This window comes from Marinomonas profundi, from assembly GCF_020694005.1.
Lineage (GTDB): Bacteria > Pseudomonadota > Gammaproteobacteria > Pseudomonadales > Marinomonadaceae > Marinomonas > Marinomonas profundi.
The window spans coordinates 113,613-129,553 of record NZ_CP073013.1; the positions used below are offsets into that span (position 1 = coordinate 113,613).

Here is a 15,941-nt window from a genome sequence, read left to right on the forward strand (position 1 = left end):
AAGAGCCTTACATTTGTTCTGGCTTAATGTCCCACAATTTCTCAAGATCATAAAATGCTCGAGCTTCTTCTGTCATCACATGCACAACAACATCATGCAAATCAACCAACACCCAATCACTGCCCATACCACGACCTTCAGAACCCAATGGTTGAAGACCTTGGCCTTTTAAATGTTCAAACACGTTTTGACCCAAAGCATTCACATGACGCTTTGAGGTGCCCGTACAAATCACCATATAGTCCATCATGTCGGTATGATTGCCAACATTCAATACTGTGATCTTATCACCTTTCACATCTTCCAATGCTTCAACAGCAAAAGCCAAAATTTGATCTGCTGTGAGGTTAAGCTGACTCATATAATTACGTTACCCTATCGATATAATTGATGTTGTTCTATGTATTGTTGAACCGGCTCTGGCAACAAATATGCAATCGACTCGTTTTTACGAGCTAACGCTCTAATCATGCTAGAGGATATCCCCAAAGGCGTAAGGGTCTCGAACCAGACCCGACCTGAGGGCGCGCATTGTAACTCATGCGACGATGCGGCACGATAGTTTTCGCAAAAAGCACTTAATTCAGAAATCAAATCTGGCTCCCAGCCAGGACGAGATACCACCAATAAGTGCGCATATTTAACTAGCTGCTGCCAATCATGCCAAGTAGGAAGAGACAAAAAGCTGTCCATCCCCAACACCATAATCAACGACTCTTCCGCGCCAATCTCTGACCGAATGTCCCGCAAAGTGTCAATGGTATAGCTTGGCCCTTCTCTGTCTATTTCTCGAGCGTCTACACTCAACCTAACGTCACTCGATGTAGCAAGCTTAGCCATTTCAAGACGCTGCAAAGCCGACACACTGGGACGATCTTTGTGCACAGGTTGAAAACACGGGACAAGCTTCAACGCTGAATAGTGGTAGTGATCTAAAATCTCAACCGCCGTTCTTAAGTGGCCATTATGAACCGGATCAAACGTTCCTCCCATAATAGCCAACCCAGAAGGCTTAACCGGCTTATTCGCCTCAGTTGTCACGAGTATGACCATCGCCCAGCACGATATATTTTTGACTGGTTAACCCTAACAAACCAACTGGGCCACGAGCGTGAATTTTGTCCGTAGATATGCCAATTTCAGCACCAAAACCATACTCAAACCCATCGGCAAAAGACGTAGACGCATTCACCATCACCGACGAAGAATCCACCTCCGTCATAAACGCACGTGCTTTTGAATAGTTCTGTGACACTATCGCGTCCGTGTGATGAGAGCCGTATTTATTAATATGCGCTATCGCCTCATCCATATCCGATACTATTTTAATTGACAGCTTAGGTGCCAAATACTCTGTGTACCAATCCTCTTCTGTCGCGATACCAATCACCGAGCTAATAACGCGAGCTTGATCACAGCCCACCAAAGCCACCCCTTTTTCTTGGTACGCCGCCATTAAGGTTGGCAATATATTTTCAGCGATGGCCGAATGCAACAACAATGATTCCATGGCATTACACACACCATAGCGACGAGTTTTGGCGTTCATCGCAATAGCAAAAGCCTTATCTAAATCCGCTTCTTCATCGACATAAACATGACAATTACCATCTAAGTGCTTAATAACAGGAACACGAGCGTCTTTACTAATACGCTCAATTAAACCTTTGCCACCACGAGGCACAATCACGTCAACAAATTCAGGCATAGCAATCAACATTCCGACCGCCTCTCTGTCTGTCGTATTAAGCACTTGCACAGCGTGTTCAGGTAAACCGGCGGCAACCACACCCACTTTTACGGCCTCAGCAATGGCTTGATTTGAATAAAAAGCCTCTGAACCGCCACGTAGAATAGTCGCATTACCAGATTTCAAACATAGGCTAGCTGCATCGATGGTGACGTTGGGGCGAGACTCATAAATAATACCAATAACACCCAGTGGCACACGCATCTGCCCGCGCTGAATACCGGATGGCAAATACACCATGTCCGATATTTCACCGATAGGATCAGGCAAAGACGCCACCTGCTTCAAACCTTCCACCATGCCATCAATACGCGCATCATCAAGCAACAAACGGTCTAGCAATGCAGAATCCAAACCCTTAACACGTCCGTTCTCCATGTCTTTCGCATTTTCCTCTATCAATCGAGGTCGAGCATTTTCCAAAGCGTCAGCCATAGCCAAAAGCGCTATGTTTTTTTGCTTTGTGGATGCTTTAGCAAGCAGACGAGACGCCGCTCTAGCTTGCTGACCAATTCGATTCATATAAGATTCTATAGACATTTTTGATCTCTAATAAAAGTAAAAAGAACACACATCAGATCGGTAAATAAGTCGCGATCTATTTCATCAAGACAGTATACTACCACACTATTTTTATTCATTTAGCGCAGATTTTCACGAAAGGATTACCTAATGCCGCCCCTCACTTCATTTACTTTACAGACGATAGGCATAGTACACTCTTGTTATAAAGAAAAATTTGGCATCCCTCGTCAGCCGGGGCTGGTCACAGAAGCCACCGCCCGCCTAGAGCTTATTCCACCCTACAACAGACTTGATACACTAGACGGAATTGATGGCTTTTCACACATTTGGATTCAGTTCATCTTTCACGCCTGCATATCAGAAAGCTGGAAAGCCAAAATACGTCCACCGCGCTTAGGTGGAAAAACAAAAATGGGGGTTTTTGCCACACGGGCCACACACAGACCCAATCCAATAGGCCTGTCCGTTGTAAAGATTGGACGCATTTACCAAGAAAATAAAAAAGTTTTTATTGATCTACATGGGGCAGATTTACTCGATGGCACACCCGTTCTCGATATAAAGCCTTACCTACCTTATGCAGACAATATTGCCAATGCAAAAGACGGCTTTGCGCCTCCCCCAGTGAAAACACAAATAAAACCGGTTGTCTTTTCAGACTTAGCAAAAACGCAATGTGAGCACTATCAAAATTTGCACAATAGAGACATAGCCACTTTAATAAGACAAGTTATTGAACAAGACCCAAGACCTTCGTATTTGTCTGAACAGCTAGACAGGGAACATGGCATTACGCTCTGGGAGCTCAATGTGAAGTGGTGTGCAAGAAACGATCATTTTGAAATACTGCGAATAGAGCAATAAGAAGCGAGTAGAAAATGAACAAAAAACAATTCTTAAATACTTATAAAAAAATCGATGCTCTTGACGAAGAAAAAGACGCGCCTACCGAAAACCCATCCATTTATCGCTCAAAACACGACGAACGCCTGATAAAAGACTTTCATTACGCAAAGTTTCAAAAGAATCTTAACAATGCCCAGCAAAGTCAAATTCTCAAAGACCTATTAAACAAAGAAAACTGGGATGAAAAAGACACCGAAAAACTTCTGCAATCACTGCGTTAGTTAAACCTACACCAGGTCTATACCCATGGTTATCCACATGTTATGTGTATAGTTTTTCTGTCAATAAATACGACTCAAATCGGTAAAAAATTCATAAAAAAAAGCGAGCCTCAGCTCGCTTTTTTATCACAACTCACAATCAAAAAACAAAACTTAGTTTTGGTTCTCTAGTTGCGCTTTGATCAAGTCACCAATGGTTGTAGGTCCAGTGGATTCATTTTGTTGTTTCTCTGAGTGAGATTTCAACGCTGCTTTCTCTTCAGTCGCATCTTTTTGCTTGATAGATAGCGTGATAGTACGAGCTTTACGATCAACATTGATAATCGCAGCTTCTACTTTATCGCCTTCTTTCAATGCAGTTGTTGCATCTTCAACACGCTCACGGCTAATTTCAGATACTTTCAACGTTGCTTCAACACCTTCAGCAAGAACCACTACCGCACCCTTCGCATCAACTTCAGAGACAGTACCGTTAACGATAGTGCCTTTGTCATTTTCAGCAACGAAAGCAAGGAACGGATCTTCTTCTAGCTGTTTAACACCTAGAGAAATACGCTCGCGCTCAGCATCGATAGACAATACTACTGTTTCTAGCATATCGCCTTTCTTGTATTGACGTACTGCATCTTCACCCGTTTCGTCCCAAGATAGGTCAGATAGGTGAACAAGGCCGTCGATACCGCCGTCAAGACCAATGAACACACCAAAGTCAGTGATAGACTTGATTGCGCCAGAGATTTTGTCGCCTTTATTGAAAGAAGTAGCAAACTCTTCCCATGGGTTCATGGTGCACTGCTTGATACCCAAAGAAATACGACGACGCTCTTCATCAATGTCAAGTACCATAACTTCAACTTCATCACCAATCTGAACCACTTTAGATGGGTGAATGTTTTTGTTAGTCCAATCCATTTCAGAAACGTGTACTAGACCTTCTACGCCTTCTTCAAGTTCAGCGAAGCAACCGTAATCAGTCAAGTTAGTAACTTTAGCAGTCACTTTCGTGTTTTCTGGGTAACGTGCTTTGATAGCAACCCATGGATCTTCACCCAACTGCTTAAGACCTAGAGACACACGGTTACGCTCGCGGTCGAACTTAAGTACTTTAACGTCGATTTCATCACCAACAGCAATGATTTCGCTTGGGTGCTTAATGCGCTTCCAAGCCATATCAGTGATGTGTAGAAGACCATCAACACCACCAAGATCAACGAAAGCACCGTAGTCAGTAAGGTTCTTAACGATACCTTTAACTTCTTGGCCTTCTTCAAGAGAAGCAAGCAATGTTTCGCGTTCAGCGCTGTTAGTCGCTTCCATAACGGCACGACGAGAAACAACAACGTTGTTACGTTTTTGATCAAGCTTGATAAGTTTGAACTCTAGATCCACACCTTCCAAATGAGACGTATCGCGGATTGGGCGAACATCTACCAAAGAACCAGGTAAGAAAGCACGGATATTTGCGATATCAACTGTGAAGCCACCTTTGACTTTACCATTGATAACACCGTGAACAATGGCGTTTTCTTCGTAAGCTTTTTCAAGAACAGACCAAGTTTCTGCACGTTTAGCTTTTTCGCGAGACAATTTAGTCTCACCGAAACCATCTTCAACAGCATCAAGCGCAACTTTAACTTCGTCACCGATGTTTAGGTTGAACTCACCACTATCCGTTAGGAACTGAGAACGAGGAATTACGCCTTCAGATTTAAGACCTGCATGAACAGTTACCCACTCACTGTCAATATCAACAATGATACCAGTAACAATTGAGCCTGGCGCCATTTCGACGGTTAATAGGCTTTCTTCAAACAGTTCTGCGAAGCTTTGAGTCATTGTATTTCCTATATAGTCGGCCCATAAAAAGAACTAGGCCATAACCACATTGCCAGCGATGTGGGTCAATTTTTTTGGATGATGCGACAAAGGCTTGCTGGCACCTTTACCGACTTGAATAACATTTGATCTATTCTAGCACATTTTAGATACAAAAAAGTAGACACAAGAAAGAACAGATTAAACAAGACCGGCTTTTACTGTCTCAGTAAAAATGATCTCGACAACCTGCTCTATGCTCAAATCTGTGCTATCTATGACTAAAGCGCCTGCGGCGGGTACAAGAGGAGCAATGGCTCTATTCGCATCTCGCTCGTCTCGTTCTTTAATCGTTTTAACCAATTCATTTAGATTAACAGCTTCACCTTTTTGCTGCAATTGCATCATACGACGTTGCGCACGTTCCTCAGCCGAGGCCGTTAAAAATATTTTAATCAAGGCAGAAGGAAAAACCACCGTCCCCATATCACGCCCATCCGCAACCAAACCAGGCGCTTGCGAAAAAGCCCGCTGACGCAGCAACAAGCCCTCACGCACTTCAGGAATCGCCGCCAATTTTGAGGCACAATTCCCCACCTCTTCGGTACGAATGGCTTGAGTAACGACTTCGCCTTCTAGAATAATTTCAACCTTTCCGTCTTCAGACTGCGCAAATTGTATATCCAAATGCTCCGCCAAGACTTTTAGCGACTCCACATCATCAGCAGACATGCCATGATGAGACACCGCGAGGGCAAGCAGTCGGTACAAAGCACCACTATCCAGTATGTGCCATCCCAGCTTTTCTGCGATTAACTGACTGACAGTGCCTTTGCCGGCACCACTTGGACCATCAATCGTAATAACTGGGCCTTGGTTGATCATAACTATTCCTCTTAAAAAACTATTGCGTCACCGTGCAATGAAAACCTAATTGCACCGAAACACTCTCCAACTCATTAAATTCTTCTAATAATTTTTGACAGTCATTTACCTTAGTTACCGACTGACTTCTCGACCCCAGCGCAAGCATGGCCAGCGCAAGCTTATCATCACCCGCACAATCCAGTTCACCACCCAGCGGAAGACCGCCTTTAATCAGCAAATCACCATTTTCGTAAGTACAAACAATTTTCATCTGGGCAAGCGCATCCACTAACGCCAACACTCTATCCTCATAATAATAAGGCAAAGCATTAATCCCCTGTATGCGACTTTCACCCGTTGCATACACCGCTGCCACACACAGTAAGGGCAACTTATCTCTAAACTGATAACTCTGCTCTGGCGTTAATAAAAAGCCTCTCAATTCCGCAAAAGCCGCTTTTACCACACCTTCATAAGAACCAAAGCCATCTTGCTCAGGAATCGTTACATCCGCTCCGATGGATTGCAAAAAACGCAAATACGCAAACGACACAGAATCCAGCCCAGCATTGGTGATAGCCAACTCAGAGCCAGGCAACAAGTTCGCCAACAACACCAGCCAAGCCGTTTCATATTCATCGCCAGACAAGGTAAGATTTGTACTCATTAACGAGGCAGGTTTAACGCTAAAACCATCCCCATCAGCAAACATCGTCGCCCCAAAGTGTCGCAACAAAACATCACTGTGAGACAATCCAGACAGCCAAGGTTTAACCTGCCCTTGAGTAGGCGAATACAACGCGGCTAAAAACGCCGCCATACGCAAACTCTCTGAACCACTTTGCAAATCAATAGAGACATTCGACGCCACACCCGGTACCAAACTCACAGGCAAGCAGTCCGCCACTTCAGACACAACCTGACCACCCATTTGACGCACCAGAGAAAACAAATCCCCCATTGATTGATTTAAGAGCTTACCTTCTGCTGCAACGACCACAGTAAAAGACTGCCCCGCCAAAACAGGCAACAACAAATACAAGCTTTCCCTTGATTGATGAACATTAATAGGCGCAATAGGGGCTTTCAAACCACGAAGTCCGACTCCATGAATCCGCAGCTGATCCATCGCCACCTCTTCAATAACAACCCCCATATCTCGAAAAGCCTGCATCGTGATACGAACATCGCCAGTCAAATCAATGTTCTTTATTTCACTCACACCTTCCGACAGCGCCGCTATAGTAATGGTTTTATGTGACAAAGATTTGTCACCCAATAAAGCAATAGCCCCTTTCATTGCCGATGCAGGCAAAACCGACACAGATATCGGGCGAGCCTCTTTTACCGAACCAAGCGTCCGCTGCTCCAACAATCGAAGAAAATGGTCACGCGCAGATTTGGCCCGAGTAAATACACCAAACATACTCGCGCCATCGCCTTGCTCTATCGCCGTGCGCATATCGGCAAGACGGTCAGTAAAGTGATCCAAGGTCGCCAAGGTCGCGTCTTTGTTAGCAAGAAAAACGTCTCGCCACATCACCGGATCGCTTGACGCAATACGAGTAAAATCACGAAAACCACCCGCAGCGAACTTAAAAACATCTTGGCTGCGCTCGCCATTCGCCAACGCATCCACCAAGGTGTAGGCAAGCAAATGCGGCAAATGACTGGAAGAGGCCAACACATGATCATGATGATCTACATCCATGCTCACCACATCCGCACCAACCGCACGCCACAAACGATGAAGACGATCCAACAAAATAGGATTACTGTCAGGTAAAGGCGTTACGATCGCCATGTGCTTCTCAAATAACTGCGAGTTAGACGCCAATACGCCGCTTTTTTCCGCTCCCGCAATAGGATGACCAGGAATGAAATTTGTCGGCACACAGCCAAAGACACGACGAATCGCCGCAACCACACTGCCTTTCGTCGACCCCACATCCGTTATCAAGGTGCGCTCTGACAAAAAAGGCTTAATATCCGCTAAAACCGACTCCATTGCTCTCACTGGCGTCGCCAGAACAATAACGTCCATCTTAGCAATAAAATCACTTGATAAATCCGCTGGGTAGTCAATCACTCCCGTCGACACACCTAACGTTAATTCTCCTGCACGTCGATCAACCCCATACAAGGTCGCCAAGCCACGCTCTTTTAGCGCTTTTGCAAATGAACCACCGATCATGCCAAGACCGATGATCATGACATTGCCAAATTTCTTCTTTTCTTGGGGCGTCACATCAACAGACACCTGAAAACCACTTTCACCAGTCAAAGCTCAACACTCTCAAATATATTGATTACAGCACAGCCACAGGATAAGAACCTAACACCTTCACTTCCGATGCACGCTCACGCAATTCTTCTATTACCGCGCGACAACTTTCATCTAAGTAATGGCCGACGAAGTCAATATAAAATATATACCCCCAGCGACTCATTAAAGAAGGGCGCGTTTCTAGGCGCGTCATATCAACACCATGTCGCTCAAACGCCTCAAGTAAGCGATACAAAGCCCCCGGCTCATTTTTAGCACTGATCAGTAAAGAGGTTTTGTCTTTACCACTGGGCGGCACATCCTGATTACCAACGATCAAGAAACGCGTTGTATTGTCTGGGCGATCTTCAATATTAGAAGAGACTTTTACCAAACCATACAATTCACAAGCCACTTCGCCCGCTATAGCCGCAATGGCCCGACCACTTCGACCCGCATCGGCGGCAAGTCGGGCTGCCTCCGCATTGGAGCTCACCGCAACACGCTCTACATGAGGCCAATAACGGTCCAGCCAAGCACGACATTGCGCCAACGACTGCTGATGCGAATAAATATGTGTCACATCATCGGCATTAATATTGGGACTCACCAAAAGATGATGATGAATACGCTCTTCTACCTCACCACAAATTTTCAAACGCGAATCGCGAAAACTGTCTAAGGTATGATTAACAACGCCTTCTGTCGAGTTTTCAACCGGCACAACACCATAATTTGCCGCGCCAGACTCCACTTCACGAAACACTTCATCAATCGCTGCCATAGGCGCACTGATAATAGACTTACCAAAGTGTTTCAACGCTGCTTGCTGTGTAAAAGTGCCTTCTGGCCCTAAAAACGCAATGCGCATTGGCCGTTCAAGCGCAAGACATGAAGACATCACCTGACGAAAAATCTTCGCCATTTCTTCATTCCCCAGCGGCCCTTCGTTGCGCTCCATCACTCTGCGTAACACTTGCGCTTCACGCTCTGGGCGATAAAACACAACCGCATCGCCACCCTGCTCGGCCAATTTAACGTCAGCGACCTTTTGAGCACAGGCGGCGCGCTCATTAATCAGCATTTGTATTTGTGAATCAATCGAATCGATACGATCACGCAATAAAGGCAGTGTATCTGGCACTGCTTGCTTAGAGTTTGACATGCTATTCGTTATCCGTGGTTTTTATTGTCTGTGAGTGTCTATTATCCGTGACGCTTTTCAAAGGCACGCATAAAATCAATCAACGCCTCAATCCCTTCCATCGGCATGGCATTGTATATACTGGCACGCATACCACCAACGGAACGATGCCCAGCCAAAGTACGCAGACCAGCGGCTTCCGATTCTTGTAAAAAAAGCGATTCCAACGACTCATCCGCCAAAATAAACGGCACATTCATACGCGATCGATAGGCAGGGTCAACCGGATTGGAATAAAAAGCACTGGCATCAATGAAATCGTACAGCGCTTGCGCCTTGCGAATATTAATCGCCTCAATCGCCTCAACACCGCCCTGTTCTTCCAGCCATTCAAACACCAAATCCGCCAAATAAATCGCAAAAGTTGGTGGTGTATTGATCATGGAATCATTTGCCGCTAAATTGGCAAAATTCCAGATAGAGGGCAATTCATCACTGCTACGAGCCAGCAAATCCTTACGAATAATGCAGATCACCACGCCAGCAGGACCGACATTTTTCTGTGCGCCAGCGTAAATCAAGCCATATTTGCTCACATCGATCTTGCGAGACAAAATGGTTGAAGACAAATCCGCCACAATCGGCAAACGGGTTTCTGGCAAATCAGCAAACTCTAAACCGCCAATGGTTTCGTTTGGACAAAGGTGCAAATACGCCGCACTTTCATCCAACGCCAAAGTGGAAAAATCAGGAACCGTAAGATAGCTCTGCTCTTTTGACGATCCCACCACATTGACGCTAGTGTATCGTTTCGCTTCTTTAATCGCTTTTGAAGACCAAGCACCCGTGTCCAGAAAACAAGCCGAATCAAAGCCATTGACCAAGTTAGCCGGAATCTGGGCAAATAAAGTAGACGCACCGCCCTGAACAAACAAAATCTCATAGTCATCGCTAATGTTCATCAAACGCGACAAACGCGCCTTAGCCGATGCCAGAATAGACATAAACTCAACACTACGGTGGCTCATTTCCATCACAGAAACACCCGCGCCATGCCAATCCAACATTTCAGCCTGTGCTTTTTTCAAAACCGCTTCTGGAAGCGCGGCGGGTCCAGAACAAAAATTATATACTCGGCTCATCCTGCTTTTTACCTCTAGTATTTTCAGGAACTACTTTACAAGAACTGTCTACAACAAAAGCGACGCACCTAGGTGCGTCGCTTTAATTTCTATTCCGTATCAGAATCAAGAATATCCGGAGATTCGTCGCCATCACTTGGCGCCTGATCAACGATAGCATCGCCTGCTTCGTCAATCTCAACCGTTTCATCCATCTCAATATCTTCTTCATCGTGCTCAACAACACGCTCAATACCAACCAGATGTTCATCATTGGTTAAGCGAATCAAAGTAACACCCTGAGTGTTTCGACCTTGACATGATACTTCGGTCACTCGAGTACGAACCAAGGTTCCCTGATCGGTAATCAAAATAATCTCATCGGTTTCATCAACCTGAGCTGCACCCACCACAGGGCCGTTACGCTCAGACACTTGAATACCGATAACCCCCTGACCACCACGACCATACACTGGGAAGTCTTCTACCAAAGTACGCTTACCATAACCATTTTCACACGCCATCAAGACTGCAGAGCCTTCCTGAGGAACGATAAGCGACACCACCTTGGCGTCTTCATTCAAGCGAATACCACGAACACCAGCCGCAGTACGACCCATAGCACGAACGTCTGATTCTTTAAAGCGGATTGTCTTACCAGAAGAGGAAACCAACATAATGTCGTTTTCGCCATTGGTAACAGACACACCAACCAACTCATCCGTTTCGTCTAGACTCAGCGCAATCAAACCAGTAGAGCGAGGGCGAGCAAAATGCTGCATCGCGGTTTTCTTCACTGTGCCGTTTGCCGTTGCCATAAAGATATAGCTACTTGCTTCAACGATCGCATCATCAGCCACTTCGTCATCCGCTTCCGAATCGACTTCAACCGCCTCAACCACTGGCAAAGGCAACAAAGCGGAAATCGATTCCCCTTCGCGCAATGGTAGTAGATTGACGATAGGACGACCTTTAGCACCACGACTCGCTACTGGGATCTCAAACACACGTAACCAATAAACCTTACCAAAATTACTGAACAGCATAATGGTGTCATGACTACTGGTTACTAGGAGGTGCTCAATGTGATCTTCGTCTTTCATGCTGGCAGACGATTTACCACGACCGCCACGGCGTTGAGCTTGATACTCTACCAATGGCTGAGATTTTGCGTAACCCGTATTCGAAATCGTCACCACCATCGGCGCTTCATCAATCAAATCGGCTATGGTTAAGTCCTGACGAGACGTCAATATTTCGGTACGACGAGCGTCACCAAAAGTATCTCGAACCTCTTCCAGCTCTTCACGAATGACTTCCATCAAACGATCAGGATTAGACAAGATATTCAGCAGTTCGCCAATGGTCTCAATCAGCGCTTTGTATTCGCCAAGCAACTTGTCATGCTCTAAGCCAGTTAAGCGATGTAAACGCAAATCCAAGATTGCTTGCGCTTGCTCAGGAGACAAATGATACGCCCCGTCAACAAAACCATAAGCGACGTCCAAATCATCAGGACGACAAGCATCAGCACCAGCACGCTCAAGCATGGCCATAACATCGCCAGGCTGCCACGACTCGCCAACTAACTTTTCTTTTGCTTCTGCCGAAGTGGGCGAGGTACGAATTAATTCAATGACGCGATCAATGTTGACTAACGAAACCGCCAAACCTTCAAGAATATGACCACGCTCACGCGCTTTACGCAGTTCAAAAATAGTACGGCGCGTCACCACTTCACGGCGGTGCTTAACGAAACATTCAAGAATTTGTTTTAAGTTAAGCAGCTGTGGGCGACCATCAACCAAGGCCACCATGTTGATGCCAAACACAGACTGCAATTGAGTTTGCGTGAAAATATTATTCACTACCACATCTGGGTTTTCACCACGACGCAACTCGATAACGATACGCATACCGTCTTTATCGGACTCATCTCGAAGCTCACTGATACCTTCCAGTTTTTTCTCTTTAACGAGCTCAGCGATTTTTTCAATCACCCTCGCCTTATTCAACTGATAAGGAATTTCAGTGAAAACGATGGACTGGCGATTGCCTTTTTCCATGTCTTCAAAATGATGGCGAGCACGCATATAAATACGCCCACGACCTGTTTTATAGGCCTCAATAATACCAGCACGGCCATTAATAAACGCCCCCGTTGGGAAGTCTGGCCCTGGTATGTGATCAATAAGCTCATCAACGGTAATGTCAGCGTTATTAATAACCGCCAAACAACCATCAATGATCTCACCGAGATTATGAGGAGGGATATTAGTCGCCATACCGACTGCGATACCCGCCGAGCCATTGACCAACAGCCCAGGCACGCGCGCAGGCAATACTTCTGGCATAAATTCCGTGCCATCATAGTTCGGCACAAAGTCGACGGTTTCTTTCTCAAGATCCATTAACAGATGGTGAGCAATTTTCGCCATTCGAATTTCGGTATAACGCATTGCCGCCGCACTGTCACCATCGACAGAACCGAAGTTACCCTGACCATCAACCAAGGTGTAGCGCATGGAGAAAGGCTGCGCCATACGAACAATCGTATCGTATACAGCAGAATCACCATGCGGGTGATACTTACCGATTACATCACCGACGATACGCGCCGATTTTTTGTACGGTTTATTCCAATCATTTTTAAGTTCATTCATCGCAAATAGAACGCGACGGTGAACCGGCTTTAACCCGTCTCGCACATCAGGTAATGCTCGGCCTACGATAACGCTCATCGCGTAATCTAGGTAAGACCCCTTAAGTTCATTTTCGATACTGACGGGAATAATTTCTTTGGCTAATTCACCCATAGGTACAATCGATCCTTATGCCTCGGAAGTCAGAAGTACTTCCTAATATCTTTTTATAAGCGCCGCATTATACCATAAGGAAATAAATAACACCCCTTCGAGGAACATGTTTTGTCGCTCTAGAGCCCAATTATACTTTTCCTGAGCACCATAACCACCACCATTTCACCCCAGCCTAGGAACTGGTTATACTAGCAAGATTAAGAAGACACTCTGCTGGCCACTTTATGGGGAGACGTTATACTAAAAGCCATACCAAAAAGAGAGACGTTAAGCACCACCACCTTAGCGCCAGCACAGCAAACTGATCAGCATAACGTCCCTAGCAAGTTGCTCAGCTCATCGAGTACAGTTTTTACTATTGACATAGAACACGACTAACGGAAGCCAAACATATGACCAGTACACAACAAAACAATGTAGACCTTGATGAAGTGGCAAAATTTGAAGCACTCGCTAGCCGCTGGTGGGATACGGAAAATGAATTTAAACCACTGCACGACATCAACCCTTTGCGCACAAACTATATCAATGAACGCACCTCTGGATTGCAGGGCAAAAAAGTCATCGATATCGGCTGTGGTGGCGGTATTTTATCAGAAGCCATGGCAAAACTCGGCGCCAAGGTGAAAGGCATTGATATGGGCGAAGCGCCTTTAGCGGTTGCAAAATTGCATCGCGAAGAGTCTCAACTCGATATTGACTACGAAAAAATCACCGCTGAAGAAATCGCCCAGCGCGAGGCAGGCCAATATGACGTGGTCACCTGCCTTGAAATGCTAGAGCATGTGCCAGACCCATCCTCTGTTATTAATGCTTGCATGACATTGGTCAAACCTGGCGGACAGGTGTTTCTTTCTACCATCAATAGAAACCCAAAAGCCTATCTTTTTGCCATTGTGGGCGCGGAGTACATATTGAAAATGCTCCCTAAAGGCACACATGACTATGCCAAATTCATCCAACCAGCAGAGCTAAATAATTACGCAAGACAAGCAGGATTAGAAGTCGTCCACATGACGGGGATGACTTACAACCCGCTCACCAAAGTGTATAAACTTAATGACAAAGACGTGTCGGTTAATTACCTCATGCACACCCAAAAAGCCGACACCTAACAGGCCCAAGGAGGCAATATGTTTGATTATCAAGCCCCAAGCCAACTACTCAAAGACAAGATAATCCTTGTCACAGGCGCGGGCGACGGCATCGGAAAAGCCGCTGCCATCACTTACGCCCAGCATGGTGCGACCGTCATTCTACTGGGTCGCACCACAAAAAAACTTGAAGCTGTTTACGACCACATTGAAAAACAGCATTATCCGCAAGCGGCTATCGTTCCACTCAATCTGGACGGTGCGGCGGAGCACGATTATATCGAGCTTGCTAACACCATAAAAAGCGAGTTCGGCCACCTTGATGGCATACTGCACAACGCCAGCCTATTAGGTGAGCGCACCAGCCTAGCAAACTGTGACCCAACCTTGTTTGAACAAGTAATGCGCGTCAACGTCACCAGTCAGCTCGTACTCAACCAAGCCCTGCTGCCCCTCATGCAAAAAGCAGAACACGCCTCAATCATCTTCACCACCTCTGGCGTGGGCAGAAAAGCCAAAGCCAACTGGGGCGCCTATGCGATATCCAAATTTGCCACAGAGGCGATGACTCAACTGTTCGCCAGCGAACTGGCCGAACACGCCCCTAACATACGCACAAATGCAATTAACCCAGGCGCCACACGCACCAGCATGAGAGCAAGCGCCTACCCAGATGAAGACCCTAACAGCTTACCCACAGCAGAAGACATTATGCCGATTTACCTCTATTTAATGGGTAAAGACAGCCTCACCGTGAACGGCAAATCACTCGATGCCCAATAAAATGCAACGCACTATTACTCCAATCTACTAACCGCCAATCAGCCGCTCCAGCTTCTCTTCATTGGTCGCAGGAGCGCTTTTTGCACCGTTAGAGCTCGCCGAAGAACGCTCTCCTCCAACAGGAGAAAACTGCCCTACATCAGGCCGACTATTACTTTGTGGCGCACCACCCGCTTCCTTTTGGTCGCCAAAGACACCTATTTCAGGCATCATCCGCAAACGCTTTTCTAGAATATCTTGAGGGACATTCCCAGTAAACAACACCGTAAACGGCGCTTCTTCTGTGCGCTTGTTGACTTCATCGTAGATCGCCTGCTCACGCGCAGCAATCGCATTTTCTTCCAGATAAGACATCCCCCGATTATTCGCCGAAACCACAACATTCGGCCTACGCGCTGAGCTCGACTTTTCCACAGGAATAATCGCCACCGCTTCTTGCGAGCGCATCACAACCTGATGCTCAGCACGAATAATCTCATCGCCGTAAATAATATCAACAGGGTGACGCTCGATTGTCTGCGCATTTGCCAACAAGGACACGAAACCAAGCAATCCCAATGAATATTTCATAAACACCTCAACAAACCAATTCGCCCACTATAAGAGATAAAAAGGCATAAAAAAAGGAGT

General features: G+C 46.0%; 14 protein-coding genes. 4 read left to right on the forward strand and 10 right to left on the reverse strand.

What is annotated here, in order from left to right; all coding sequences use genetic code 11:
- Positions 1–7: 7 nt before the first annotated feature.
- Genes rsfS through J8N69_RS00550 form a run of 3 tightly spaced genes read right to left on the reverse strand, consistent with a single transcriptional unit; the run spans position 8 to position 2,290 of the window.
- A complete protein-coding gene (gene rsfS, locus J8N69_RS00540; RefSeq protein WP_113915820.1) occupies positions 8–361 on the reverse strand; it encodes a ribosome silencing factor in 354 nt (117 codons plus the stop codon).
- Positions 362–375: 14 nt separating this feature from the next.
- The gene (gene nadD, locus J8N69_RS00545; RefSeq protein ID WP_227803927.1) at positions 376–1,041 is read right to left on the reverse strand and encodes a nicotinate-nucleotide adenylyltransferase; all 666 of its coding nucleotides are present in this window, start codon (positions 1,039–1,041) and stop codon (positions 376–378) included.
- Positions 1,031–2,290, reverse strand: coding sequence for a glutamate-5-semialdehyde dehydrogenase (locus tag J8N69_RS00550; RefSeq protein ID WP_168822077.1), 1,260 nt, complete (start codon positions 2,288–2,290; stop codon positions 1,031–1,033). Before J8N69_RS00550 ends, nadD begins: the two co-directional genes overlap by 11 nt.
- 132 nt (positions 2,291–2,422) lie before the next feature.
- On the opposite strand from J8N69_RS00550, the gene tsaA reads away from it, so the two are divergent.
- Both tsaA and J8N69_RS00560 read left to right on the forward strand, forming a co-directional pair.
- Positions 2,423–3,139 carry a tRNA (N6-threonylcarbamoyladenosine(37)-N6)-methyltransferase TrmO gene (gene tsaA / locus J8N69_RS00555; RefSeq protein ID WP_168822076.1) on the forward strand — a complete coding sequence of 239 codons (717 nt, stop codon included), beginning with the start codon at positions 2,423–2,425 and terminating at the stop codon, positions 3,137–3,139.
- A 14-nt stretch (positions 3,140–3,153) separates the two neighbouring features.
- Positions 3,154–3,402 (forward strand): hypothetical protein, encoded by a 249-nt coding sequence (locus J8N69_RS00560; RefSeq protein WP_168822075.1) that lies wholly within the window; start codon positions 3,154–3,156, stop codon positions 3,400–3,402.
- 153 nt (positions 3,403–3,555) lie between these two features.
- On the opposite strand, the gene rpsA is transcribed toward J8N69_RS00560, so the two are convergent.
- The 6 genes from rpsA to gyrA form a co-directional block, all read right to left on the reverse strand.
- The gene (gene rpsA / locus J8N69_RS00565; RefSeq protein ID WP_168822074.1) at positions 3,556–5,238 is read right to left on the reverse strand and encodes a 30S ribosomal protein S1; all 1,683 of its coding nucleotides are present in this window, start codon (positions 5,236–5,238) and stop codon (positions 3,556–3,558) included.
- 180 nt (positions 5,239–5,418) lie between these two features.
- A complete protein-coding gene (gene cmk, locus J8N69_RS00570; RefSeq protein WP_168822073.1) occupies positions 5,419–6,102 on the reverse strand; it encodes a (d)CMP kinase in 684 nt (227 codons plus the stop codon).
- 19 nt (positions 6,103–6,121) lie between these two features.
- Entirely contained in the window at positions 6,122–8,368 is a 2,247-nt protein-coding gene (locus J8N69_RS00575) for a bifunctional prephenate dehydrogenase/3-phosphoshikimate 1-carboxyvinyltransferase (RefSeq protein WP_168822072.1), read from the reverse strand.
- Positions 8,369–8,393: 25 nt separating this feature from the next.
- The gene (gene pheA, locus J8N69_RS00580; protein ID WP_168822071.1) at positions 8,394–9,515 is read right to left on the reverse strand and encodes a prephenate dehydratase; all 1,122 of its coding nucleotides are present in this window, start codon (positions 9,513–9,515) and stop codon (positions 8,394–8,396) included.
- 41 nt (positions 9,516–9,556) lie between these two features.
- On the reverse strand, positions 9,557–10,636 hold the full coding sequence (gene serC, locus J8N69_RS00585) for a 3-phosphoserine/phosphohydroxythreonine transaminase (protein WP_168822070.1): 1,080 nt from the start codon (positions 10,634–10,636) through the stop codon (positions 9,557–9,559).
- A gap of 89 nt (positions 10,637–10,725) precedes the next feature.
- The gene (gyrA, locus tag J8N69_RS00590; protein ID WP_168822069.1) at positions 10,726–13,431 is read right to left on the reverse strand and encodes a DNA gyrase subunit A; all 2,706 of its coding nucleotides are present in this window, start codon (positions 13,429–13,431) and stop codon (positions 10,726–10,728) included.
- Between the two features lie 395 nt (positions 13,432–13,826).
- On the opposite strand from gyrA, the gene ubiG reads away from it, so the two are divergent.
- Positions 13,827–14,549, forward strand: coding sequence for a bifunctional 2-polyprenyl-6-hydroxyphenol methylase/3-demethylubiquinol 3-O-methyltransferase UbiG (gene ubiG, locus J8N69_RS00595; RefSeq protein WP_168822068.1), 723 nt, complete (start codon positions 13,827–13,829; stop codon positions 14,547–14,549).
- Positions 14,550–14,567: 18 nt separating this feature from the next.
- Entirely contained in the window at positions 14,568–15,311 is a 744-nt protein-coding gene (locus J8N69_RS00600; protein ID WP_168822067.1) for a YciK family oxidoreductase, read from the forward strand.
- Positions 15,312–15,338: 27 nt separating this feature from the next.
- Here the strand turns inward: J8N69_RS00600 and J8N69_RS00605 are convergent, their stop codons facing one another.
- Positions 15,339–15,881 carry a hypothetical protein gene (locus J8N69_RS00605; protein ID WP_168822066.1) on the reverse strand — a complete coding sequence of 181 codons (543 nt, stop codon included), beginning with the start codon at positions 15,879–15,881 and terminating at the stop codon, positions 15,339–15,341.
- Between the last annotated feature and the right edge of the window lie 60 nt (positions 15,882–15,941).

Coding starts and splice junctions, on each gene's coding strand:
- rsfS (WP_113915820.1), bottom strand. CDS start 361: ATGAGTCAGCTTAACCTCACAGCAGATCAAATTTTGGCTTTTGCTGTT.
- J8N69_RS00550 (WP_168822077.1), bottom strand. CDS start 2,290: ATGTCTATAGAATCTTATATGAATCGAATTGGTCAGCAAGCTAGAGCG.
- tsaA (WP_168822076.1), top strand. CDS start 2,423: ATGCCGCCCCTCACTTCATTTACTTTACAGACGATAGGCATAGTACAC.
- J8N69_RS00560 (WP_168822075.1), top strand. CDS start 3,154: ATGAACAAAAAACAATTCTTAAATACTTATAAAAAAATCGATGCTCTT.
- rpsA (WP_168822074.1), bottom strand. CDS start 5,238: ATGACTCAAAGCTTCGCAGAACTGTTTGAAGAAAGCCTATTAACCGTC.
- cmk (WP_168822073.1), bottom strand. CDS start 6,102: ATGATCAACCAAGGCCCAGTTATTACGATTGATGGTCCAAGTGGTGCC.
- pheA (WP_168822071.1), bottom strand. CDS start 9,515: ATGTCAAACTCTAAGCAAGCAGTGCCAGATACACTGCCTTTATTGCGT.
- serC (WP_168822070.1), bottom strand. CDS start 10,636: ATGAGCCGAGTATATAATTTTTGTTCTGGACCCGCCGCGCTTCCAGAA.
- gyrA (WP_168822069.1), bottom strand. CDS start 13,431: ATGGGTGAATTAGCCAAAGAAATTATTCCCGTCAGTATCGAAAATGAA.
- ubiG (WP_168822068.1), top strand. CDS start 13,827: ATGACCAGTACACAACAAAACAATGTAGACCTTGATGAAGTGGCAAAA.
- J8N69_RS00600 (WP_168822067.1), top strand. CDS start 14,568: ATGTTTGATTATCAAGCCCCAAGCCAACTACTCAAAGACAAGATAATC.
- J8N69_RS00605 (WP_168822066.1), bottom strand. CDS start 15,881: ATGAAATATTCATTGGGATTGCTTGGTTTCGTGTCCTTGTTGGCAAAT.